The organism is Leisingera sp. SA32 (assembly GCF_056033425.1).
In genome coordinates this window covers 1-22,371 of record NZ_JBVYHB010000003.1, presented here as the reverse complement: position 1 = coordinate 22,371, position 22,371 = coordinate 1, and the positions used below count along the sequence as shown (strand labels likewise).

The following is a 22,371-nucleotide window of genomic DNA, read 5'->3' as shown; positions in this document are numbered from 1 at the left end:
CAGCAATGGGAGTGACACTGAAGTTTCAAAGTTCAGGCGCCATGCCCGGCAATGCCGCACCCGTTCCGATGCGTGGCCCCAGCCTTACGGTGGGGCGCGGTGCTGGTTGTGATCTGGTTCTGCCGGACCCGGATCAGCAATTGTCGCGCAATCACTTCGTGATCGAGGATCACAACGGCAATGTGGTGGTGGTCGACCTCAGCGCGAATGGCACCTTTCTGAACTATTCCAAGATCCCGCTGGGGCGCACGCCGACGCCGCTCAACAATGGGGACGTTCTATGTATCGGGAACTATGAACTGGTGGTGGAAATCGCCGATGAACTGGCAGGGCTGGACGACATGATCGCCGCCCCGGCGGCGCAGGGGGCGGTCTCGCCCGGCAATGCCGCCAATGCCCCCGATCCACTGCAATTGCTGGAGGACGCAGGACCGGGGGGGGATTTTCTGGACGATCTTCTGGGGGAAGGGCCAAAGGGGCCTGCCCAACTGAACCCGGTAGATCCGATTGACGAGTTGCTGCCACCGCTGGGAGAGGAGGAGGATCCGTTCTTTCAGAAACCGAGTGATGGGCGAGAGGGCGCGGGAGCCAGCCTCGCCCAGCATAATCCGTCGGCCTCGGACGGTTTCGCCGCCCCGGCGGCGCAAACCAGCGTGATCCCGGATGATTGGGATGATGATTTTCTGTCGGGTATCGGGGAACCGGAAAACCCGCCGCCACCGCAGGACCCGCCGCCAGCCCAACCTCCGCGCGAAGTGCCTCCGCCGCCCTCGGAAGTGCCGCCCGTTGCACCGCCGCCAGAGGCGCCGCCGACGCCCCCTCGCGAGCTCCCGCCGTTTCAGGACCCTGACCCGGCGGCATCTCCGGGCGCTGCCCCTCCGCCGGGCACATCGCAGGATGCGGTTGCTGCCTTCCTCAACGGGGCGGGAGCAGAGATCACCATCGCTCCAGCGGATCACGCCAGCACGATGGCTCGCATAGGCCGCGTGATGAAAACGCTTGTCACGGGCTTGCGCGAAATCCTCATGACGCGGACATCGATCAAATCGGAGTTTCGCATCGACCAGACGATGATTTCCGCGGGCGGGAACAATCCGCTCAAATTTTCCATCACGCCGGAGCAGGCGATCGAGGCCATGGTACGCCCGGTGACCAAGGGTTACCTCAGCCCTGAAACCGCGGCCGAGGAGGCGTTGCGGGACATCAAGGCGCATGAGGTCGCGATGGTCACGGGCATGGAAGCGGCACTGAAAGGTGTTCTGAAACGCCTCGATCCCAAGGCTCTGGAGGCGCAGATCGAAGACAAAGGCGGCTTCACCGATCTCTTGCGCGGCAAGAAAGCGCGCTATTGGGATGTCTACGCGCAGCTGTATTCGGAGATTTCCGACCAGGCTGAGAATGATTTTCAGGACCTGTTCAGCCGCGAATTTGCGCGGGCTTACAAGGAACAGTTGGACAGGCTCAAGGAATGATCGGCGGCACGGCCTGAGGTGCGCCAGCAAGTAAGAGGAGATCCCGGTGTCCTGGGACAGCAAGGTACTTTGGACGGAAGGGCTGTTTCTGCAGCCGCATCATTTTCAACAGTCCGACCGCTATACCGAGGCGCTGGTAGCCGGGCTTGCGCGGCGGCTCAGCCCTTATGCATGGGGTGTCAGCGGACTGGAAATCGATCATGAGGCCCTCAAGATCGGTCAGTTCACAGTGAAATCTTGCGAGGGGCTGACCCATGACGGCACTGTGTTCCGTGTGCCGATGGCGGATCCGCATCCGCCTGCGATGGAGGTGCCCTCAACCGTCAAGGACTGCATTGTCTACCTGACCGTGCCACAGCGCCGCCAGGGAGCGACAGAGGTTGATCTCAGCGGTGCGGAACGGTCGGCCAGCCGGTTGCGACCGCACAAGGTGGAGGTCACGGATGTCACCTCCACCGAGCGTAAGCCGGTGGGTCTGGACGTGGGCAAAATGCGGCTGCAATTCGCCTTGGAGGTAGACGATCTGGCGGACCTGCTGGCGATCCCGGTGGCCCGCATCATCGAGGTGCGCCCCGACAAGGAGATCGTTCTGGATCAGGCGTTTATACCCTCTTGTCTGGATATTCGCGCCGCGCCTGCGCTCGCCGGGTTTCTGCGCGAGTTGGAGGGGCTTTTGTCGCACCGGATGGAGGCGCTGGCAGGCCGCCTGTCAGAGGCAGGCGGCGCCCGCGGGGTCGCGGATGTATCGGATTTCATGCTGCTGGCGGTGGTCAACCGGATGCTGCCGCAGGTGGGCCACCTGCGCAACATCGAGAATCTGCACCCTGAACGCCTGTTCACCATCTGTGCGGGGCTGGCCGGGGAATTGTCGGTTTTCATGTCGACGGAGAAACAGGCTCCCGAATTTCCTCCCTATACCCATGACAACCTGATGGCGTGTTTCGCGCCGGTGATACGGGTGCTGCGCCAATACCTCAGCTCGGTGCTGGAGCAGACTGCGATCCCGATCAAGCTGGAGGCGCGCAAGTACGGAATCTCCGTCGGGGTCATTGCTGACCGCAAATTGCTAGGCAATGCAGGGTTCGTACTTGCCGTCGGTGCAGACATTCCGGCGGAGGACGTGCGCAAGCATTTCTCGGGGCAGGCCAAGATCGGACCGGTGGAAGAAATCCGCCAGTTGGTGAACTCCGCGTTGCCGGGCATCACTCTGCGCCCCTTGCCGGTGGCACCGCGGCAGATCCCCTATCATTCCGGCGTGGTGTATTTCGAGTTGGATGCAGACAGCCCCTATTGGCGCAAGATGACCACGTCGGGTGGCATCGCGGTCCATGTGTCTGGCCAGTATCCGGGGCTCAAAATGGAGCTTTGGGCGATCCGTAACGCATAAGGGAAGGCGCTGAGATGGCTGATTATGACGATCCCTTTGCCGAGCCGGGGGATACCGACAAGACGGTGATCAAGCCGAACCCCGGCGGACGTCGTTCGGCCTCAGCGCAGCCGCAGGTGTCGACGGCGCAGCCTGTGTCTGAACAACCCGATGCCGCTGCTGGCGAAGCTGGTCTGGATGCTTATGGCGTGCCGCAGGCGGCTGCGCCTAAACCACAGCAGTCACCGGGTGGGGCCAAGGCGCCGAAGATGGCGCTGACCGGGATGAACCAGCTGACCGCCTGCGCCTCGACCTTGTTTGCGCTGATTTCGCGCATCCGCAACCGTGCCCAGCACATGGACCCGGACGGCTTGCGCAAAAACGTGGTGGCCGAGGTTCGTGCTTTCGAAAATCGGGCCCTGCAAGCAGGGGTATCGGCGCAGACCGTGAAGGTTGCCCGCTATGCCTTGTGCGCGACCCTGGACGACGTGGTGCTTAATACGCCCTGGGGCGGGCAATCCTCCTGGGGGTTGCAGTCGATGGTGGCCACCTTCCACCGCGAGGTTGTTGGCGGCGATCGCTTCTATGACCTGCTGGCGCGGCTGGAGAAGGAGCCGGGCGCGAATATCGACATGCTGGAGTTTCTGTATATGTGCCTCTCGCTGGGGTTCGAGGGCCGATTGCGGGTCGAACAGGGCGGGACTGAGAAACACTTGCAGATCCGCGGCGCCCTGGCGCGGATCATCCGCAACCAGCGCGGCCCGATCGAGCGCGATCTGTCGCCGCATTGGAAAGGTCTTGTGAAGCCGTTCAAGGCGCTGTCCGTGTGGCGGCTGGTCTGGATCACTCTTGCCACCGCCTGTGCGGTGCTGGCGCTGCAGTTCCTGGTTCTCAGCTGGATGCTGTCGAACCAGACCGAAAACGTCGTCGGACAGCTGTCGATCATCGATTCCGGCCCGCGTGTGGCGTTGGAGCGGCGGGCACCGCCGCCACCGCCGCCACCGCCCGCCCCCACGACAGAGGAGCAGGTGGCCAAAGTGTCCGGCTTCCTGGAGCCGGAGATCAAGGACGGCATCGTGCAGGTTTTCCAGAAGGGCAACACGCTGATTATCCGTCTGGCGGGCTCTGGGATGTTCGGCTCCGGCTCTGACCAGCTGAGCACGGCATTCCGTTCTCCGGTGAACCGGGTTGCCGCGGCGCTGAATGACGAGAAAGGGCGAATTATCGTGGCCGGACATTCCGACAATGTGCCGATCCGCTCCTCGAGGTTTCCGTCCAACATGGCGCTGTCGCTGGCGCGGGCGAAATCGGTGATGGCTGGCATGGCCAGAGTGATGACCGATACGGACCGGCTGTCGGCCGAGGGCCGCGCCGACAAGGAACCGATTGCAGACAATGGCACCCGCGCCGGGCGGGCCAAGAACCGGAGGATCGAAATTCTGCTGGTTCAGGAGGTTGAAGGATGATCCGTCGCTACATCGGTCCCCTGTTTCGGTCGATTTACACGATCCTGCTGATCCTGGCGGCGGTGCTGTCGGCCTGCATATGGTACTTTTCCCCGTTCATCGGCAGCGAGACCTGGCGCCCGTTTGATGGGGTCGGGACGCGTCTGATCGCTATCGGTGTTGTCTTACTGTTGTACGTCATCGTTGCTGCCCTCATTTTCTGGCGTCGCCGCCGCAAGGACAAGGAGATGACCGAGGAGATCGCCGAGGCGGTCGACACGTCCGAGGATGACGTGCTGTCCGAAGAAATCGGCGAGCTGCGCGGCAAGTTCAAGGACGCCATGAAAGAGCTGCGCAAGTCCAAGGGCGGTCGCCGCCATCTGAATGACCTGCCCTGGTACATCATGATCGGTCCGCCGGGCGCGGGCAAAACCACTGCGATTGTCAATTCGGGACTTCAGTTCCCGCTGGCGGAGAAAATGGGCAAGGCTGCCATCGGCGGCGTTGGCGGCACCCGTAACTGCGACTGGTGGTTCACCAACGAAGCCGTGCTGATCGACACCGCCGGCCGCTATACCACCCAGGAAAGCGACGTCGAGGCCGACACTGCCGCTTGGCTGGGCTTTCTCGGCCTTCTTAAGAAATACCGCAAGCGGCAGCCGATCAACGGCGCGATTATTGCCATTTCGCTGTCGGATCTGTCCTTGCAGGACGAGATCACCCAGAAAAGCCATGCCGCTGCTGTTCGTCGCCGCCTGGGAGAGCTGCGCGAGCGGCTGGGAGTGCTCTTTCCGGTCTATGTATTGTTCACCAAGGCGGACCTGATCGCCGGCTTTCAGGAGTTCCACGACTCTCTGGGCAAGGAAGACCGCGAACAGGTCTGGGGCTTCACGCTGCCATTGCCCAAGGGCAAGAAGGAGCAGCCGCCGTTTGTTGGCTTTGATGAGGAATTTGGCTTGTTGCTGGGTCAGGTCAACGCGCAACTTTTGGAGAAGATGCAGAATGAGACCGACCATCAGCGCCGCGCGCTGATCGCAGGTTTCCCCGCGCAGGTGGCCTCGATGCGCGGGGTGGCGCGCGAGTTCCTGACGGAGGTGTTCCAGGACAACCGGTATGAGCAACGGCAGATGCTGCGCGGGGTGTATTTCACCTCTGGCACGCAGGAGGGCACGCCGATCGACCGGCTGATGCTGGGCATGGCGCAGACATTCGGCATTGGGCGACAGGCGATTGGCACCGGGCAGGGCACCGGGCGCAGTTTCTTTCTGACGCGGCTGTTCGAAGGGGTGATGTTTCCCGAGGCTGGGCTGGTTTCGGCGGACGACAAGGTAGAACGCCGCTATAGATGGACCCGGCGAATTGCAATCACGGCCACCGTTCTGTTGGCGATTGCCATGGGCGCGCTTTGGGTCCGTTCCTACCTGATGAATACCGATCTTATCGCCCGCGCCGAAGGCCAGGTGTCCGCCTACCAGGCGGCGGCGGCCCAGCTGCCCCCCAGTCCGGTTGGGGATACCGATCTCGTGCCGGTGGCCGCGGCTCTCAACAACTTGCGGGACATGCCGGGCAACCCGGTGCTGTCGGATCCTGAGCCTGAGCGGGCGATGACCTATGGCCTGTATCAGGGCGAGGTTATCGGCACCCAAGCGGCGCAGACCTACCGTGCGGCGTTGAACCAGCGGCTGTTGCCACGGTTGCTGGTGCGGCTGGAACAGCAGATCGAAGGCAATATAAACAATCCCGACACCCTGTACGAAGCGCTGAAAATCTATCTGATGCTAGGACTTCAAGGACCGATGAACCCCGATCTCGTTCAGGAGTGGATGCGGCTGGACTGGGAAAACATCGCCTATCCAGGCATCGCCCGCAGTCAGCTTCGCGCTGATCTGATGGACCATCTGAATGCATTGCTGTCGCAACCGATGGAGGAGATCGCCCTGAACGGCCCATTGATCGAACAGGCGCAGAACATACTGTCGGAAATGCCTCTGGCGCAGCGGGTCTACAACGGCATTCTGAATTCGCAGAAGGCCAGCAGCTTGCCGAAATGGCGGCTCACCGATGTCGGCGGGCCTTCGGTCAAGCGGGTCTTGGTGCGCAGCTCTGGCAAGGCTCTGAACGAGGGAATCGAAGGCATCTTCACTTACGACGGGTTCCACACAGTGTTCCTGCCGGAGGCCGTGAGCGTGGCTGAACGGGTCCACCGTGAGGCTTGGGTGCTGGGAGAGCGGAACGAGGCCTCCCAGAATGAGGCGGTTCTGCTCAAGCTCAGCCGTGATGTGCTGGACCTTTACTACAACGACTTCATCAGTCGCTACGATCAGATGCTGGGAGATATCGATATCGTCCCGTTGGAATCGCTGTCACACGCGGTGGAAGTGACCAATGTCCTGTCCGGTCCGACCTCTCCCATCGTCAACATCCTGACGGAGATCAGCAATGAGACCCGCCTGAATGAGGACAAGTCCGTGCTGGATGCAGGCGCGCTAAGCGCCGGTGCGCAGAGCGTGGCGGCGATCGAAGCCCGTTCGACCTTGTCGATCCAGGGCCAGATCCTGCTGGAGGCGTTGGTCAGCTCGGCGGAGAACGCGCCGGGGCAGCCGGCCAAACCTCCTGGCGCTTATGTCCAAGAGCGTTTCCAGTGGCTGTATGACCTGGTCAATCGCCCTGAAGGCCAACCCTCGCAATTGGACAATTTGATGGGGCAGTTGCAATTGGTATACCAAGAGCTGAACAAAATGTCCTTTTCCGGCGTGGCAACAGGCGGGCAGAGCGGCCAGGCGCTGTTGCAGTTCCAGCAGACCGCCAGTCGCCTGGGTGGGCCGCTTCCCCGCTGGGCCACTCAGATCTCCGCCGGATCGTCCGGGATCACATCAGAAGGTACCCGAGCATCCATCAATGCCCGCTGGCAGGCCACCGTATTGCCATTTTGCGAACAGGCTCTTGCCAATCGGTATCCGTTCAACCGTGCGGCCCGCGCTGATGTGGCGATGGCGGATTTTGCCAAGCTGTTCGCGCCGGGTGGCATGATCGACAGTTTCTTCAACGAGCAGCTGATGAAGTATGTCGATACCCGCAGTCGTCCCTGGGCCTGGAAACGAGTGAATGACGTGGATCTGGGGATCAGTCCGGCGGTCCTGCAACAAATGCAATATGCGTCGGAGATCAAGGAGGCGTTTTTTGCTGGCGGCACCCAGCCTGCGGTGAACTTTCAGATTACGGTCAACGCGCTGGATCCCAAGGCCAAGGAGGTGCTGCTGGAGATTGACGGTACCAAGGTCGCTTACAACCACCGCTCCGGCGCGCCAACGCCAGTGGCGGTGACCTGGCCGGGATCCGTGGGCCTGGCGCGGATCACCTTGCTGCCAAAGAAACGTGACGCGGAAAACGTGATGTCGCGTGACGGGCCTTGGGCCTGGTTCCGGCTGTTGGACGCAGCCGAGGTGCGGCGTACCAATGTGTCGGACCGCCGTCGGGTGAATTTCCGCGTCGGCGGACGGCTGGCCCTGTTCGAATTGCAATCGGGGTCGGTCATCAACCCCTTTGCCCTGCCGGCGATGGCGAAATTCAGCTGTCCGAAGTCGATGTGATGCCGGGATACGGTGCCTTTGGAAAAATGCCCGCGGTCGGCGATTTCTTGCGCTTGAACCCTCCTGCGGGATTTGTGCGGGTTTGGGATCGTTGGCTGCAACAGGTTATGCTGGAGGGGCAGGGGGCCTATGGGGCCGACTTTGATGCGCATTACATGTCGGCACCCATCTGGCGGTTCAGCCTTCCGGCAGGGCTGGCAGGTGCATGGCCGGTCATGGGGGTTCTGATGCCATCTGTTGATCGGGTGGGGCGCCGCTATCCGCTGACGTTGATGCTGGCGGAGCGCTCGCCGGGCGCGGCGGGCGAGACACACTTTCTGCGGGCGCGCATGTTCGCTCAGCTGGAGGAGGTGGCGTTGAATGCGCTGGAGGACACAATGACCCGCGAAAGCTTTGCTGCGGCCTTGGCCGCCTGCCCGCTGCCGGACCCACCAGGTGGTAATCCCGTCGCGGAGTGCCACGGATTGAGGCTGGTCGGCTCCGCGGGCGGAGCGCCGTTGGCCGACATCGAAGTCGTCACCGGGCAGTCGGAGTCGCGGCTTCGGGGGTGCAGCCTGTGGTCCGCGTGCTTGGGCGGCAAGCTTCGCACGTTGGCCTGTCCGGGCTTGCCCGCCGGTCCGGCGGCGATGGGCTTGTTTGATCTTGGGGCGCCGATCTGGAACGGGGCGACACTGTCATGACAAACCAAATGGGAAAATTTCGCTATGTCGCAAAAACCCACGTAGGGTTGAAACGCAAGATCAACGAAGACGCGGTTTTGGCGCTGCCAGAGCACGACATCTGGCTGGTGGCCGACGGCATGGGGGGGCATGACGCCGGTGATTTTGCCAGTCGTTTGATTGCCGACGCCGTTGCCACAATTCCGATCGGGCTGGAGCCGGCGGCCAGAATGCGGGCGCTACGAGATGCGATCATGGCTGCTCACAACGCCATTCGCGCCGAAGCGGAGACACGCGGCGGCGGCACGATCGGGTCGACCGTGGCAGCCTTGATTATTGCCAACCAGCACTTTGTCGGGCTGTGGGCCGGTGACAGCCGCATCTACCGGCTCCGCGATGGGCATATAGACTTGCTGAGCGTCGATCATTCGGCTGTGGCGGATTATGTCCTGTCGGGAAAGATGACTTGGGACGAGGCGGATCAGCATCCGCAGGCCAATGCGATAACACGGGCTGTCGGCGTGGGCGAGGATCTGGAAATTGACAAGATACGCGGAGATACGCGGCCCGGTGACCGGTTTCTGGTCTGCTCTGACGGGTTGACCAAATATGCAACGTTCCAGATGCTGGAGGCTGAGCTGAGCAATACGCCGCTGGAGACAGTCGGGGACAGATTGATCCAGATCGCGCTAACCGGTGGCGGCGCCGACAATATCACCGTCGTGGTGATCGACGTTGTATGACAGGCCCGTGGGTGGGCAACCGGCTGGGGGCATGGTTGTTCACAGCGTGACAGTTGACGCACTGCGGAGTGGTGTTGCGGTTTCAGGGCTCCGTGGTCACCAAGATACGGCTGTCCAACGAGAGGATCCGGCTGGAATCGGCCTCGTAGCTGGCCTCCAGTGCCTCGGCAAAGCCCACGGCACTTTCTGATGTGGGGCGCATGCCCTCGAACAGCGGTGCGCTGGAATGGAGCACCAGAACCTTGCTTTTGCCCAGGGTGCTGTCATCGACCTTGAACGCCAGCCGACCATTATTGGCGGCCTCTTTCAGGCTATAGGCCACGCGGACGGGAACTTCACCAGGGGCCCCGTCCCGCAGGCTGGCAACGGCATGTTCGTTACGGGTGATATTAGGCAGCAGGTGAAACACATTGCCCGAAACATCCAGGATTGACACGGTCAGAAACCCGTCGGTGACGTCGTCGGGCAAAACCACGTCAATTACTGGGTTTTCACCGACAAAAAACCGTCCCGACGGGTTCGGTTCCACCGTGTCGCCGCCGACGGAGAACTGCACCCCGGTGCCGCCTGATGGGGCCTTCGGCAAGTGCTGCTCGATCACACATAGTGGGTCGTTCAGGACTTCGACATCCAGCACCACCTGTCGATCTGGGGCCAGTGTGCGCAGCGCGTCAAACAGCTCCAGCCGCGTTGCCGTGCTGGCCACGCGGCCGCTGATCATAATTGGATCACCCGGCGCATAGCCGTCGAACTGGCCATTTCCGTTACGGATCAGCGGACCGCAATCAGCAAGGTCGTTTATCACCGCGGTGACCTCTGCGACCGGGAGCATGGGCAGCTCGAAGCGGATATCCACATCGCCCTCCAAGGCGCCGGGCAAGCCATCGCGAAAGCGCCTGTTCAGCAGTTCAGCGACATTGGTGTCATCGGTCGTCCCGGTTAGCCTGGCTCGGTTGTTGCTGACGACCAACCGCCATTCGCGCAGCCCATCCAGCGGTTCGACGACATTCAGCACATCCGCTCCCCAGCTGTCGGCAATCTCGCCGCTGGCAAGGGTCAGATCGGCTTCCGGCGACACCGCCAAAAGGGCGTCGCGCAGGGTTTCCGATGGCACGTTGCCAACGATTTGCACCGGCCCGTCCGCAGGTTTTTCCGCGATGAGCGAATAGGGCTGCGCAACCGGATAGCGAGGTCCTATTACCCCATCCAGCACGCCGGAAAAATAGGCGCCGACTCCGCCGCCGCCCAGAAGGAGTAGAACAGCCAGGGTCATCCACAAGCCGGTACGGCGCCTGCCGCCCTTGTCCGCAGGCGGATGGCCCGACGGCGGTGCGGTACGGACGGTGTGCGGCACGATGACAGTGGCTTCCTCTTCCGCCAGCGCGGCCAATCCAGGGTCCGCACATGCGCCGGTATTGGTGGTATCAAGAAACTCCAGAACTTCGCCTGCGGTCTGGAACCGATCGGCGGGATCGGGGGCGCACATCCGATCAATCAGGGACCTGAACGGTTCAGGAAGGTCTTCCGTGTTCAGTGGCTTTTGTTTGTTCTCAACCACTTCCATCGGGTTTGCGCCTAGTTGCGGAGCCTCACCGCGGAAGTTGGCCAACAGCAGCGCACCCAAGGAGTAGATGTCAGAGCGCGCATCGGTGTTGCCGCTCATCTGTTCGGGTGCGGCATAGGAATACTTGCCGGCGAACTCGTTTCCGACGATGGTTTGCGCGCCGGGGTTGGTATCCTTGGCGATGCCGAAATCGATGATGACGGCCTCGGCCGGATCGCCGCCGCGCAGGATGATGTTGTCCGGGCTGAGGTCGCGGTGCACGATGTTACGCGCATGTGCCGCCTGCAATCCCTCAGCCACGCGGCGGCAGATTACCAGCAGATCCTCGGCGGCCATCGGCCCTTGTTTCAGCCGTTTGTCCAGCCCTGGACCGTCGACGTAATCCATCAGCAGATAGATGTGCCCATCCGGTGTGCGGTGGTTCTCGGAGTAGCGCACCACCGCTGCGTGGCGGATTTCCCGGATGTTTTCCTCGCGCGCCATCAGGACGGTGAAATCCTCATTGGCGGCCAGTTCCTGTTTCAAAACCTTCAGCGCCACGAGATTTCCGGAGATCTCTGATCGTGCTTTGTAAACATCGGAGGTGCCGCCGCGACCCAACAAGCCTTCGATCCGGTAGGTATTGTTCAGCAAATCACCCGGCTGAAACAGGTCGCCAGGGCGCGATTCAAGCATGGAGGTCTCCCTGGCCTGTCATGTGACGCGGGCGCTCAAGCTGAGGTCAGCCCAGGGCCTGAAATTCAACGCGGCGATTTTCATCTGCTCGGGGGTTGTTCTGATCGAACGGAGCCGTTTCCCCCATACCGATCGCCTTGAGCTTATCTTCGGGCACCCCACAGGAGCTGATCAGGTGGCGGCGCACTTCCTGGGCACGGAGCAATGACAGCCGCTCATTATAGGCAGCCGAGCCGGAGCTGTCGGTGTGCCCGATGATCTGAAACACGGTTCCATCCATCAGCTTCATCGACTGGCACATATTGGCCAGCTTGGGGGCCTGATCCTCGCGCAGCGCGGCGCTGTCGAAATCAAAAGAAATTTGGACGTTGATCTGGGTCTGGCGGTCGACAGGGCTGTATTCCTCCGCGGCGGCAGCAACCGTCGCGGTGTTCTCAGCAGCCGTATCGGTCGCGCTATCATTGCCTGGCACAATGACCAGGCCTCTGGTTTTCTGTTTCTTGAAGGCTTCGGTTATCTCTTCCACCGACAGTTCATCGCTGGCGGATTGCGCCTGAGCAATCGGAGCCAAAATCAGACCCGCGCTCAGAGCTGTGCAAAAAATACTTATCAGGCGGATCATGCTCAGCGCCCTCCCCTACCGTTACAACATGACAGTCAGCTTATACCAGCCCCTGCAACCTGCCAATGGCGGCGGTGGCCGAAGCGTAGGAAAAAACAACGCTGTTCCCGACAAGTTGCATTAAGGGGGTTTACCTAGTGGCAGGCAGAGATTGAAATGAACGAAACTGCTCCGGGAGGAAACATGCGGGTTCTGCCAGCTGTTATTATTGCCATCGGCCTGATGTTGGCCCCGGCGATATGGTTTGCGCTTAGCTGGCTGCTGAGCGAGGAGGACTATCAGAGTGCGGGCGGCGTCGATTCAACCGCACGGATCGAGATAGAGATGTTGCGGCAGCAGATTGAGGACCTGCAAGCGCGCATGACGGAGCTGCAGAGCCAGATCGCAAACCTGCCGGTCGGGGGGACGGGCGCCACAAGCCCTTTTACCGATGACGCGGCAGGTGAGGCCGCAATCTGGAACCAGACGGGAGGCACGGATCTGGATTATGCGCAGGTCGTATTGATTGCCGACCGGTTGAACGTGAACCGCGGGCTTCGGGTGACGGGGGGGCGGTATCTGACCGAAAGGCTGGGTCTACCGCGAGAGGACCTGAACGATACGTGCCAATCAATGACCAACCCCGCGCTGAAAAACAAACTGGTCACAGAGCAGGTCGGGCCGATCCGGGTCAGCATGCTTCGCCCGGCAATCGAAAGCCTGAAAGTGGTCTTCGAAAACATCCGTCAGGCGGATCCCGATCTTTATGCGCGCATAAATACCGCCGGCGCGCTTTGCGTGCGCCGCATTCGTGGCACCACCAATTCCCTTTCAACGCACAGCTACGGCTTGGCTGTGGATCTGAACATTGATGGGAAGCTGGACAATTTCACGGATGGCAAGACTCAGCTGGGGCTCACCATCATGGCGGATTTCTTTTATGATCAGGGCTGGGTCTGGGGCGCAGGGTTCCGACGAGAGGACAGCATGCATTTCGAAATAAGCCGCCGCCAGCTGGACAGTTGGATTGCCGACGGGCTGTTGTGAAAGCGGCCTGAGGGGCGCGGGCGAAACCGCGGCAAGTGGTGGCCCTGCGGGGGTCAGCCTTCCAGCCCATAAGCCTGGCGGATGCCGCGCTGGGTGCCGGGCCCGAAGTCGCCGTCGATTGCGCCAGCGTAAAAACTGTTCTCCTTCAGTTTTTCCTGAAGCGCACGGCGGGTTTGCGGGGTGAACATATTGGGGCGTTCGCTCAACAAGTTCAGCACGTCCGCACTGCCACTGCGCAATGCGGCATAGAGGTAGTGGGCTGATTCCTTGGGGCCTTTTGACGGGATCAGCCCATCGTCGATCAACGCGGCAAAGTTGAACTGCGCTTGCGGGTGGCGCAGGTCGGCGGCACGTTCAAACAGGCGCAGCGCCTTTTGCGGGTTGGCGGGCAAGCCCAGCCCGCCCTGATAGTGCAGAAAGCCCAGATCATTGATCGCATCGGCGAAATCCTGTGCCGCAGCGGCCTGATACAGCTCCAGCGCCTTCGCCGGGTCCGCGGCAACACCGGTGCCGCGCTCATATAGCTTTGCCAGTTCGAACTGCGCCTCGGGCGAGCCGGCACTGGCGGCGCGTTGTAGAAAGCTGACCGCCGCGGCGGGGTCGAAACGACCCTGATTTGGATTAAGCCGAATATAGGCAAGCCCCAGCATGGACCGCGTATCGCCCAGTTCGGCAAGGGCCAGAAGCTGCTCCTCCTGATCCGGTTTCAGTGCGGCCCAAGCCTCAGAGGCGTCCGCCACGGCCACCGGCGCATCGTCCTTGCCCGGGCCGGCGAGATAAAACGGCACACCGGTGAGCGAGCCATAGGTATGTGGTTCTTGCAAATTGGCGGTGGTTTCCAACACACGATCGCGCACCTGGCGGAACATCAGGCTGATCTCCAACCCCGGCTGCACCATCTTTTCCATCAGCGCAGTGGCGTAGGGTGAGTTGCTGCCGCTACCATCCAGCGCCACCTGGCCGTCCCTGGCGGCAAAGGCGACCAATGTGCCGCGGTCGGGATCCGCGGGCGCCATGCCGCCGCCGCCACGCGTGGTTTGTGCGCTTTCGCCTTGCGGCGCGCTGGTTTGGTCCAGCACGATGGAATCGCCCAACGGATTATCGCGGCAGCTATCGAGGATCACGATACGCATCTTGCGGGCCCGGTCCACCGCGGCCAGCAATTGTTTCAAGGACAACGACTGGCGCTGAACATCCCGGTTACTGGTCACCTTGGCGTCGGCTGGGATCAGAAAGTTCTCGCCCTGAACCTCGATACCGTGGCCGGCAAAGTAGACCAGCGCGAGGTCTGCAACCTCGGAGCGAAAAGCAAACTCGTCCAGCATCCGCTCAATATCACGGGTGCCGGGGTCCAGCGCCAGGCTGACGTCGAAGCCAATACCTTCGAGGGTATCGGCCATCGCAACGGCATCATTGCGGGTATTCTCAAGCGGGGGCAGGAACCGGTAGTCCGCGACCCCGATCACCAGGGCAATACGATCACTGCTGGCCTGCGCGACCGCGGCCGTCATCAGGATTGCAATGCAAAACAGGGATCGAAACAGGAACAACATCGATACATCCGGACTGGCTGTGCGTGCTGTGCCCAGTGTAGTCTGCCGAATTGGCAAAGGAACAGAAATTTCTGCGATGCACGGTCGTGCAGCCCCGCCCGGTGTCGGGCGGGAACGCGATCATCAGGTATTGGCCATGTCACTGGCGGCGCGGAGCCGGTCGCGCAGCTTTTCCAGCGTGACGCCAGCCGCAGCCGCGGGAAGGTCGGCCGGTCCGGAGCTTTCCGCCTGGGCCTGCACACGTTTGTAAAAGCCCGAGAGTCCAGCCAATGTCTGAATCACCAGATCAAAATCCTGTAAGGATCGCAGCTCCTGGCCGGTTGGGGCGGTGCCCCGCTCCAGCACGTCGAGAACAACGTCTTCCAAGGCCTGCATCTGGCGCCCCAGCTGCTCCATTTCCCACGCCGATGCGGCGCAAAGTTCGCTCAGGGCTTTGCCGGGACGCTCCATCTTTATAGCCGCCCGACGACCTGTTCGATGGCCTGTTTCATCGTCGCCACCGTAAACGGTTTGCGGACGATGTTGTTCAGGCCAAGCTGTTTTCCAACCTGGATCATCTCCGGTGTCGGTTTGCCAGTCACCAGGATAAAGCCAACGCGCTGGGTCACCTGATGGCTGCGCAGCGCCTTCAGCAGGCCCAAACCATCCATGCCCGGCATGTTGTAGTCGGACAGCACCATATGGACCGGGGTCTGAACCAGTTTCTGATAGGCGCCCTGGCCAGAGTTTTCGACCATGTAGTTCTTGATGCCGATTTCGTCGAGGCTCTGCGTGATGATCCCTCGGCTGGTCGACATATCATCCACCACCATGACGCGAAGTGAGTCTTTCAAGCTCATTTTTCTTTCCTTCTGCTCTGCTTGCAGCCGCGGTCAGTTTGTCCTGCCTGCGGGTGAGTTTAGGTAGGTTGTGATCCCGGCCGTCTTCAGGTGCTGCGCTGCCGGGCCTGACATGCGCTCGGAATGACCGATGAAGAGGTAACCGCCCGGGTTGAGGACGTTTTGAAAGGCGCTCCAGACCTTCTGCTGGGTCGGGTTGTCGAAATAGATCGCAACGTTCCGGCAGAAGATAACATCGAACTTCCCACGGAATGGGAACGGTTCAATCAGGTTCAGCACCCCAAATGTGATCATCTGGCGCAGGCTGTCCGGCAGTCGCCCTTCGGCATCGCGAGCGGGTAGCAAGGTGCGATACTTCGCATCGATCTGCGCCAGCTCGTCCTCGGGGTATTGCGCGGCCTGGGCCGTGCGCACCACCACAGGGTCGATGTCCGTCCCCAGGATCTTGAAATCCAGACGCGCCGCCTCGGGGCATTGCTCCAGCACCGTCATGGCGATGGAATAGGGTTCCTGCCCGTTGGAGCAACCCGCCGACCAGATCCGCACCCGCCCGCCGCTACGGGCGCGTTCGATCAGCCCCGGCAGCACATCGTTGCGCAGGGTCTCGAAATGATGCGGCTCCCGAAAGAAGTGGGTCACGTTCGTTGTCAGCAGTGACAGCAGCCCGCTGCGCTCCTGTTCCGCATTGGGGCCATCCAGACAGGCAAGATAGTCCTTGAAATTGGTGATGTTGCGCTTGCGTAGCTTGCGCGCCAGCCGCGACGACACCAAAGGCTTCTTGCTTTTCGCCATCGCCAGGCCGAAGTGCTTGTGCGCAAACTGCGCAACGGCTTCGAAATCCTGGTCCGACAGCGTAAACCCTTCGGCCGCAGGGGAGATGGAACCCTCCGCGCTCACGGCAGTACTTGCTCCGGTGCCGAAATCACTGCATCCAGATTGATGATGCGCACCATGGTGTCATCATGCGAGATGATGCCCTGGATGTACTCCATCGTGTTTCGGCTATCGACTGGCGGCGTGTCTTGGATATCGTCGGGATTGATCGAGATGATCTCGGACACCGATTCTGCCAGCAGACCCACGGGCTTGCCATGCACCGAGACGACGATCACCACGTTGCGCTCGCTGGCTTCGGTCTGCTGCAGGCCGAAGCGGGCGGACAGGTCGTAGATCGGGATCACCGCGCCGCGCAAGTTCATCACCCCCAGCACATCGGCGGGGGCATGCGGCAGGATGGTCACCGGCGACCAGCGTCGTATCTCGCGGATCTGGGTGATTTTCAGGCAGAACGCCTGGCCCGCCACGGTGAAGCTGACAAACTCGCTGTGTTCGGCGTGCTTCACTTCCTGGTCGGTTTGCTTAACTTCAGCTTGCATTGCTCAGTCTCCGCTCGGTGTCAAAGGCGGCTGCCGTGGGCGAGGCCGCAATGATGCTTTCAGGGTCCAGGATCATGGCGATCTTGCCGTCTCCGAGGATGGTTGCGGCGGCGACACCGGGGATTTCCCCGCAGACGCCGTCGAGGCTCTTGATGACCACCTGGCGCTGGTCGTGGATGTCATCCACTGCCAGGGCGCAGCGCTGGCCGGTTTCGGTTTCCACCAGCAGATAGACGCCTGCCTGCTGCTCGCTGGTCCGGTACAACCCCAGGGCACCGGCGACATCGCAGATCGGCACGAAGTTGCCGCGGATCGACAGCAGGGTGCCGTCGGCGCCCAGATTGTTGATCATGTCGTCGCTGCCGCGCATGGTCTCCACGATCGAGGTGATCGGAACCACCATGGTCTGGTCGGCCACCGACACCACCATGCCGTCCATCACTGCCAGGGTCAGCGGCAGGATGATGGTAAAGGTCGAGCCCTTGCCCGGTGCGGAGGAGATGTTGATGCGCCCGCCAAGTCCGGTGACCGCATTTTTTACAACATCCATCCCGACGCCGCGGCCGGAGAGGTTCGAGATCTCCTTGGCGGTGGAAAATCCGGGCATGAACAGCAGGTTGTCGATTTCGCTATCGGTCAGCTCGGCGTTTTCCGGGATCAGCCCCTTTTCGATCGCGATCTGTTTGACGCGCGGCCGGTTCACACCGGCGCCGTCGTCCTTGATCTCGATGCAGACCGAACCGGACCGGTGCGAGGCCGACAGGCGGATCTCGCCGGTGGCGGGCTTGCCCGCCGCTTCCCGGTCCTCGGGCTTTTCGATGCCGTGGTCGACCGCGTTGCGCAGGATATGCGTCAGCGGGTCGGACAGCCGTTCGATCACCGTTTTGTCGACTTCGGTGTTCTCGCCTTCGTTGACCAGCTTGCAGGTCTTGCCGGTGGCGGCTGAGGCCTCCCGCACGATCCGGGCCATGCGCTGGAACAGCGGTTTCACCGGCTGCGCACGAATGGCCATGACACCTTCCTGGATGTCGCGGGCCAGATTCTTGAAGCCTTCCAGCTCGGTCTCGACATCGCGCAGATCCGCCACATTCAGATTGGCAATCTGCTGCGCCAGCATCGAATGGTTGATGATAAGCTCCCCGACAGCATTGATCAGCCGGTCCACCCGCTCAAGCTCGACACGGAGCGTTGGCTTGGGACCGCCACGCTGCTCCTGTTTGCCGCTCTCGGCTTTCGGGGCCGATGCCTTTTCCACGGCGGCTGCCGGTGCGGCTTCGGGTTCTGGTGCGGGGACCGGCGGCTCAAAAGGGGCGGCAGCTGACCCGGACTCTGCTTCCGGCAGCGGGTCGGGCAGGGCGGCGCCATCCGCGGGCGGGGCGCTGAACATGGCGTCCAAGGCGGCAAGAGCTCTCGCCTCGGCCTCCGCGTCGTGATCGCCAGCGATGGACAGCTCGCACAGGCCTTCGACAAACTCAAAGACAGCTTCAACAACCGAACGCGGCTCCTTGGTGACCAGCACCAGATCCCAGGCGAGATAGCTGTCATTGACATCCATCGCGTCAAAACCGGGCAGTTCGTTTTCGTCCAGCGTGACGGTCAGCTCGCCCATATCCCTGAGCGCCTGGAACAGGAAAAACGGCTCGTTGCCGGTACCATACATCTCCTTGAGAGGATGGAAGCGGATCCGGTAGGTTTCCTCCTGCGGCACCACCGGCGCGGCAGCAAAACCGCCCAGATCGCCGATCGGGGCCGGGCCGCCAAGGCCCATGGGCTCAAAGGAGAGGTCTTCCTCGCCTTCGGGGATATATTCATCCAGCGCCGCAAGCAGTGTGTCGTGATGCGCCTCATCAACCTGACCGCCATCGCGGGCCACTTCGACCAGCGCTGACAGGTGGTCACTGGAGCGCAGGAGCAGCTGAATCAGCTTCTCGTCCAGCTCCATCCGGCCGGCGCGCACTTCGTCAAAGACAGTTTCGAACCGGTGCGCAAAAGCCACCAGATCATCTAGCCCAAATGCACCTGCGCCACCTTTGATCGAGTGCACGGCGCGGAAGATTGCATTGACAACTTCGGGGTTGTGATCGCCTCCTTCGATAGCGGTCAGCCCCTCATCCGTAGCTTCAAGGAGCTCTTCGCACTCCTCAAAGAAGGTATCCTGAATCGACCCCGACATCTCAGGCCGCAGCTCCGGTCACGCGCTTCAGCGCAAAGATCAGCGAGGCGTCGTCGAAGGGTTTGGTGATCCAGCCGGTGGCACCGGCGCCGCGGGCGCGGGCTTTCAACTCGGGCGCGCTTTCGGTGGTCAGCACCAGGATCGGCACCTTGGAATTGATGTCATGGCCACGCAGCTCCTCGATCACGCCGAAACCGTCGAGGTTGGGCATGTTGATGTCTGTGATGACCACATCCGGATCAACGTCTGGGTACATGTCCACGCCCTCACGGCCGTCGACAGCGCAGTGATACTCGAATCCGGCCTCTTCCAGGGTTGCGGCCAGCAGATTCCGGATGGTGCGGGAATCGTCGATTGCCAGGACTTTGGTCTTCATGCTGTTTCCTCGTCTTCAAAGCGGTTGGGCTCCAGCCCCAGAAGGGTCAGGGACTTGCGGCAGGATTCGGTGATATTGGTGACCGAGAAGCCGACGCCCTCGGAGCGCCATTGCTGCTCGGCGCCAAGCAGGAGTTGCAGGCAGCGCGAGGGCATCAGGGCCACACGGCTACAGTCAATCTCGACCGCCTTGGATCGCGCTCCCTGCAGGAAGGCGACCAATGGGTCGAGCTCTGCAAAGGCGTTCGGCAGATCCAAATTGTGCTTTTGCGTTTCCGTTGTCATTTCGGCGATTCGCACCCCCGTTGTCGGCGATCATTTCGATTTCGATGCAGACAGTCATAGGCAGCGGGCCTTAACATTTGATTGCCGGTTACAGCGCCGCAGCAGGGATTCATAAGGACAATACGCGCAATCCATTCGGCGAAATCCGATCAATTTTTAGCGGTGCCGGACGCCGGTCGAATAAACGTCGAACCCCGGCGCCTGCGAATCGGCGCGACGGCTCGCGCGCGCGCCTGACCGGCCACCCTCGCGAAGGCTTCCTGAAAGTATCAATCCGGGTTTCAGGGCGGAGGCGCGCGGCGGAAACCGCCCCCAGGCCAGGCAAATCGCGGCAGCGTAAGCGGCAAATTAAGAACTGTTGGCCAATCTGCCCCGCACGAACATCTGCGGTGGCCCGACCCGCATACCCTTGGAGAATCGAATGAAAGCGTTTCAATCGCTCAACCTTGCCTACAGGTTACCGCTCTTTGTTGTCGGCTTTGGCCTGGCCATGACGGCTGTCCTCGTGACGATCAGTACGATCAGTTCCCAAAACAGCGTGAGACAAAGCGCCGAAGACCAATTCCGCTCGATGGTCGCGGACCGGAAGTACTCGATTACAAACCTGTTCGACACCATCCAGGCCGATGTCCGGACCCTGGCGGCGGTTCCTTCCACTGCGACCGCCATCGAGTGGTTGACCATGACTTGGAACGATCTCGAAGGGGAACCGGGCGAGATCCTGCGCAAGGCATACATCAAGGACAACCCCAACCCGGTCGGCAAGAAACACCTGTTGGCACGCGGCGCGGGCGAGTCACCCTATCATATGCACCACGAGAGCTTTCATCCCGCCTACCAGACCCTGATCGAAAGCAAGGGCTACTACGATGCCTTCCTGATCAACCTGGCCGGCGATGTCGTCTATTCCGTCTTCAAGGAAGACGACTTCGGTGCCAACATTTTGACCGGTCCGCTTCAGGACAGCGGTCTTGCCGATGTCTACCGCCAAGCCGTCGAGGGCAAAAGAGGCGAGGTTTTCTACGCTGATCTGACCCCGTATGCGCCGAGCCAGGGGGTGGCGGCCGGTTTTGCAGCAGCGCCGGTCGTGAATGATGCGAACCTCACGGTGGGGGTGCTGGCGGTCCAAATTCCGGTGGATCTGCTGAGTGCCATTGTCAACAATGCGCAAGGCATGGGCGAAACCACCCAGATTTATCTGGCAGGTTCTGACGGCACGGCGCGCAGCTCATCGCGGTTCGACAGCGGCTACCAGGTTTTGTCCGAGCTTCCCGACAGCGTTCAGATGCGCCAGGCCTTCGATGGAAAAATCCATGTTTTGCCGCAGGCGGTAGGGCTGAACGGTCAAACCGTTCTGGCGTATTCCGAACCCTTGCCGCTGGCCTTTGCCAATTGGGCAATTGTTGCCGAACAGGACTGGCAGGAACTGATGGCCCCGGCCGTTCAGCAGCGCAACAAGCTGCTGCTGGTCTCCATGGTCTTTGCGGCCGCCATGTCCCTGCTGGGCTGGCTGTTCGCGCGTTCGATCACCAAGCCGATCAACCGCATCTGCGACAACATGGAAGCGGTCGCCGGGGGCGATCTGGACACTGAGGTCGAGGCCGCGCAGCGCCGCGACGAGATCGGCAAGATCGGCAAGACGCTCCTGTCGATGCAGGACGACCTGAAACTGGCCCGCGCCGCCGAAGAGGAGCGCGCCGAGATGCAGCGTCAGCAGCAGGAGGTCGTCGACAGCCTCAGCAATGGTCTGGTGCGGCTGGCAGACGGCGACTTTTCGCAGCCCATCGAGGACACCTTCCCGCAGGAATACGAACAGCTGCGGCAGAACTTCAACAGCACCGTCAGCAATCTGAACGCCACCGTGCAGCAGGTGATCGAGGCCTCTGGCAGCATCCGCAGCGGCGCCGCCGAGATCAGCCAGGCCTCCGACGACCTGTCGCATCGCACCGAAAGCCAGGCCGCAACGCTGGAACAGACCGCCGCCGCGCTGGATGAGCTGACGGCCAGCGTGAAATCCGCCGCCGAGGGCGCGCGCAGCGTCGAGGCGACGATGCAGCAGGCCCGCAACGAGGCCGAGACCAGCGACGCCGTGGTGCAAAGCGCGGTTGCGGCGATGACCGAGATCGAGCAGTCCTCGACCCATATCAGCCAGATCATCAGCGTGATCGACGACATTGCCTTTCAGACCAACCTGCTGGCGCTGAACGCCGGCGTCGAGGCGGCGCGGGCGGGCGAAGCCGGCAAGGGCTTTGCCGTGGTCGCCTCTGAGGTGCGGGCGCTGGCGCAGCGGTCATCGGATGCGGCGATGGAGATCAAGACGCTGATCTCCGACAGCTCCAAACAGGTGGAGCGTGGCGTCGATCTGGTCGGCAAGGCGGGCGAGGCGTTGCAAAGCATCGTGTCGCAGGTCGCCCATATCTCGCAGCTGGTTTCCGACATTGCCGAGGGCGCGTCGGAACAGTCCACCGGCCTGCACGAGATCAACACCGGCGTGACCCAGCTGGACCAGGTGACCCAGCAGAATGCGGCGATGGTGGAACAGGCCACCGCGGCCGGCCACATGCTCAACAGCGACGCCGGCAAACTGGCTGAGCTGGTCGCGCATTTC

18 protein-coding genes are annotated in these 22,371 nt (G+C 61.6%); 8 read left to right on the top strand and 10 right to left on the bottom strand.

The window, feature by feature from the left end; genetic code table 11:
- Positions 1 to 5: 5 nt before the first annotated feature.
- The 6 genes from tagH to AC0IPL_RS05235 are packed head-to-tail and all read left to right on the top strand — an operon-like array spanning position 6 to position 9,275.
- A complete protein-coding gene (gene tagH / locus AC0IPL_RS05260) occupies positions 6 to 1,472 on the top strand; it encodes a type VI secretion system-associated FHA domain protein TagH (protein WP_474272609.1) in 1,467 nt (488 codons plus the stop codon).
- A 46-nt stretch (positions 1,473 to 1,518) separates the two neighbouring features.
- Positions 1,519 to 2,859 (top strand): type VI secretion system baseplate subunit TssK, encoded by a 1,341-nt coding sequence (gene tssK, locus AC0IPL_RS05255; RefSeq protein ID WP_474272608.1) that lies wholly within the window; start codon positions 1,519 to 1,521, stop codon positions 2,857 to 2,859.
- Positions 2,860 to 2,873: 14 nt separating this feature from the next.
- Positions 2,874 to 4,304 (top strand): type IVB secretion system protein IcmH/DotU, encoded by a 1,431-nt coding sequence (gene icmH, locus AC0IPL_RS05250; protein WP_474272607.1) that lies wholly within the window; start codon positions 2,874 to 2,876, stop codon positions 4,302 to 4,304.
- The gene (gene tssM, locus AC0IPL_RS05245; RefSeq protein ID WP_474272606.1) at positions 4,301 to 7,873 is read left to right on the top strand and encodes a type VI secretion system membrane subunit TssM; all 3,573 of its coding nucleotides are present in this window, start codon (positions 4,301 to 4,303) and stop codon (positions 7,871 to 7,873) included. Before icmH ends, tssM begins: the two co-directional genes overlap by 4 nt.
- 47 nt (positions 7,874 to 7,920) lie before the next feature.
- On the top strand, positions 7,921 to 8,553 hold the full coding sequence (tagF, locus tag AC0IPL_RS05240) for a type VI secretion system-associated protein TagF (protein ID WP_474272605.1): 633 nt from the start codon (positions 7,921 to 7,923) through the stop codon (positions 8,551 to 8,553).
- 8 nt (positions 8,554 to 8,561) lie between these two features.
- Positions 8,562 to 9,275, top strand: coding sequence for a PP2C family protein-serine/threonine phosphatase (locus AC0IPL_RS05235; RefSeq protein ID WP_474272604.1), 714 nt, complete (start codon positions 8,562 to 8,564; stop codon positions 9,273 to 9,275).
- Positions 9,276 to 9,357: 82 nt separating this feature from the next.
- On the opposite strand, the gene AC0IPL_RS05230 is transcribed toward AC0IPL_RS05235, so the two are convergent.
- On the bottom strand, positions 9,358 to 11,514 hold the full coding sequence (locus tag AC0IPL_RS05230; protein WP_474272603.1) for a serine/threonine-protein kinase: 2,157 nt from the start codon (positions 11,512 to 11,514) through the stop codon (positions 9,358 to 9,360).
- Positions 11,515 to 11,560: 46 nt separating this feature from the next.
- Positions 11,561 to 12,136 carry an OmpA family protein gene (locus AC0IPL_RS05225; protein ID WP_474272602.1) on the bottom strand — a complete coding sequence of 192 codons (576 nt, stop codon included), beginning with the start codon at positions 12,134 to 12,136 and terminating at the stop codon, positions 11,561 to 11,563.
- A gap of 183 nt (positions 12,137 to 12,319) precedes the next feature.
- Between AC0IPL_RS05225 and AC0IPL_RS05220 the strand changes: the two genes are divergently transcribed.
- The gene (locus tag AC0IPL_RS05220; protein WP_474272601.1) at positions 12,320 to 13,162 is read left to right on the top strand and encodes a M15 family metallopeptidase; all 843 of its coding nucleotides are present in this window, start codon (positions 12,320 to 12,322) and stop codon (positions 13,160 to 13,162) included.
- A gap of 53 nt (positions 13,163 to 13,215) precedes the next feature.
- Here AC0IPL_RS05220 and AC0IPL_RS05215 read toward each other — a convergent pair whose 3' ends face one another.
- The 8 genes from AC0IPL_RS05215 to AC0IPL_RS05180 all read right to left on the bottom strand — a co-directional run bounded on the left by AC0IPL_RS05215 (position 13,216) and on the right by AC0IPL_RS05180 (position 19,763).
- Complete coding sequence (locus tag AC0IPL_RS05215) at positions 13,216 to 14,715, bottom strand: caspase family protein (protein WP_474272600.1); 1,500 nt, start codon at positions 14,713 to 14,715, stop codon at positions 13,216 to 13,218.
- 123 nt (positions 14,716 to 14,838) lie between these two features.
- Entirely contained in the window at positions 14,839 to 15,165 is a 327-nt protein-coding gene (locus tag AC0IPL_RS05210; protein WP_474272599.1) for a hypothetical protein, read from the bottom strand.
- A 2-nt stretch (positions 15,166 to 15,167) separates the two neighbouring features.
- A complete protein-coding gene (locus AC0IPL_RS05205; RefSeq protein ID WP_474272598.1) occupies positions 15,168 to 15,554 on the bottom strand; it encodes a response regulator in 387 nt (128 codons plus the stop codon).
- 33 nt (positions 15,555 to 15,587) lie between these two features.
- On the bottom strand, positions 15,588 to 16,451 hold the full coding sequence (locus AC0IPL_RS05200) for a CheR family methyltransferase (RefSeq protein ID WP_474272597.1): 864 nt from the start codon (positions 16,449 to 16,451) through the stop codon (positions 15,588 to 15,590).
- Complete coding sequence (locus tag AC0IPL_RS05195) at positions 16,448 to 16,930, bottom strand: chemotaxis protein CheW (RefSeq protein ID WP_039135497.1); 483 nt, start codon at positions 16,928 to 16,930, stop codon at positions 16,448 to 16,450. Before AC0IPL_RS05195 ends, AC0IPL_RS05200 begins: the two co-directional genes overlap by 4 nt.
- The gene (locus tag AC0IPL_RS05190; protein WP_474272596.1) at positions 16,920 to 19,103 is read right to left on the bottom strand and encodes a chemotaxis protein CheA; all 2,184 of its coding nucleotides are present in this window, start codon (positions 19,101 to 19,103) and stop codon (positions 16,920 to 16,922) included. The genes AC0IPL_RS05195 and AC0IPL_RS05190 overlap by 11 nt, the downstream gene beginning before the upstream one ends.
- 1 nt (position 19,104) lies before the next feature.
- Positions 19,105 to 19,479 (bottom strand): response regulator, encoded by a 375-nt coding sequence (locus tag AC0IPL_RS05185; RefSeq protein ID WP_474272595.1) that lies wholly within the window; start codon positions 19,477 to 19,479, stop codon positions 19,105 to 19,107.
- Positions 19,476 to 19,763 carry an STAS domain-containing protein gene (locus tag AC0IPL_RS05180; protein ID WP_474272594.1) on the bottom strand — a complete coding sequence of 96 codons (288 nt, stop codon included), beginning with the start codon at positions 19,761 to 19,763 and terminating at the stop codon, positions 19,476 to 19,478. The genes AC0IPL_RS05185 and AC0IPL_RS05180 overlap by 4 nt, the downstream gene beginning before the upstream one ends.
- 421 nt (positions 19,764 to 20,184) lie before the next feature.
- On the opposite strand from AC0IPL_RS05180, the gene AC0IPL_RS05175 reads away from it, so the two are divergent.
- Positions 20,185 to 22,371: methyl-accepting chemotaxis protein (locus AC0IPL_RS05175; RefSeq protein ID WP_474272593.1), on the top strand; the 2,187-nt coding region annotated here is incomplete at its 3' end.

What these genes read in the sequence shown, in the direction of transcription:
- tagH (WP_474272609.1), top strand. Translation starts at nt 6, where the DNA reads ATGGGAGTGACACTGAAGTTTCAAAGTTCAGGCGCCATGCCCGGCAAT.
- icmH (WP_474272607.1), top strand. Translation starts at nt 2,874, where the DNA reads ATGGCTGATTATGACGATCCCTTTGCCGAGCCGGGGGATACCGACAAG.
- tssM (WP_474272606.1), top strand. Translation starts at nt 4,301, where the DNA reads ATGATCCGTCGCTACATCGGTCCCCTGTTTCGGTCGATTTACACGATC.
- AC0IPL_RS05235 (WP_474272604.1), top strand. Translation starts at nt 8,562, where the DNA reads ATGGGAAAATTTCGCTATGTCGCAAAAACCCACGTAGGGTTGAAACGC.
- AC0IPL_RS05230 (WP_474272603.1), bottom strand. Translation starts at nt 11,514, where the DNA reads ATGCTTGAATCGCGCCCTGGCGACCTGTTTCAGCCGGGTGATTTGCTG.
- AC0IPL_RS05225 (WP_474272602.1), bottom strand. Translation starts at nt 12,136, where the DNA reads ATGATCCGCCTGATAAGTATTTTTTGCACAGCTCTGAGCGCGGGTCTG.
- AC0IPL_RS05220 (WP_474272601.1), top strand. Translation starts at nt 12,320, where the DNA reads ATGCGGGTTCTGCCAGCTGTTATTATTGCCATCGGCCTGATGTTGGCC.
- AC0IPL_RS05215 (WP_474272600.1), bottom strand. Translation starts at nt 14,715, where the DNA reads ATGTTGTTCCTGTTTCGATCCCTGTTTTGCATTGCAATCCTGATGACG.
- AC0IPL_RS05210 (WP_474272599.1), bottom strand. Translation starts at nt 15,165, where the DNA reads ATGGAGCGTCCCGGCAAAGCCCTGAGCGAACTTTGCGCCGCATCGGCG.
- AC0IPL_RS05205 (WP_474272598.1), bottom strand. Translation starts at nt 15,554, where the DNA reads ATGAGCTTGAAAGACTCACTTCGCGTCATGGTGGTGGATGATATGTCG.
- AC0IPL_RS05195 (WP_039135497.1), bottom strand. Translation starts at nt 16,930, where the DNA reads ATGCAAGCTGAAGTTAAGCAAACCGACCAGGAAGTGAAGCACGCCGAA.
- AC0IPL_RS05190 (WP_474272596.1), bottom strand. Translation starts at nt 19,103, where the DNA reads ATGTCGGGGTCGATTCAGGATACCTTCTTTGAGGAGTGCGAAGAGCTC.
- AC0IPL_RS05185 (WP_474272595.1), bottom strand. Translation starts at nt 19,479, where the DNA reads ATGAAGACCAAAGTCCTGGCAATCGACGATTCCCGCACCATCCGGAAT.
- AC0IPL_RS05180 (WP_474272594.1), bottom strand. Translation starts at nt 19,763, where the DNA reads ATGACAACGGAAACGCAAAAGCACAATTTGGATCTGCCGAACGCCTTT.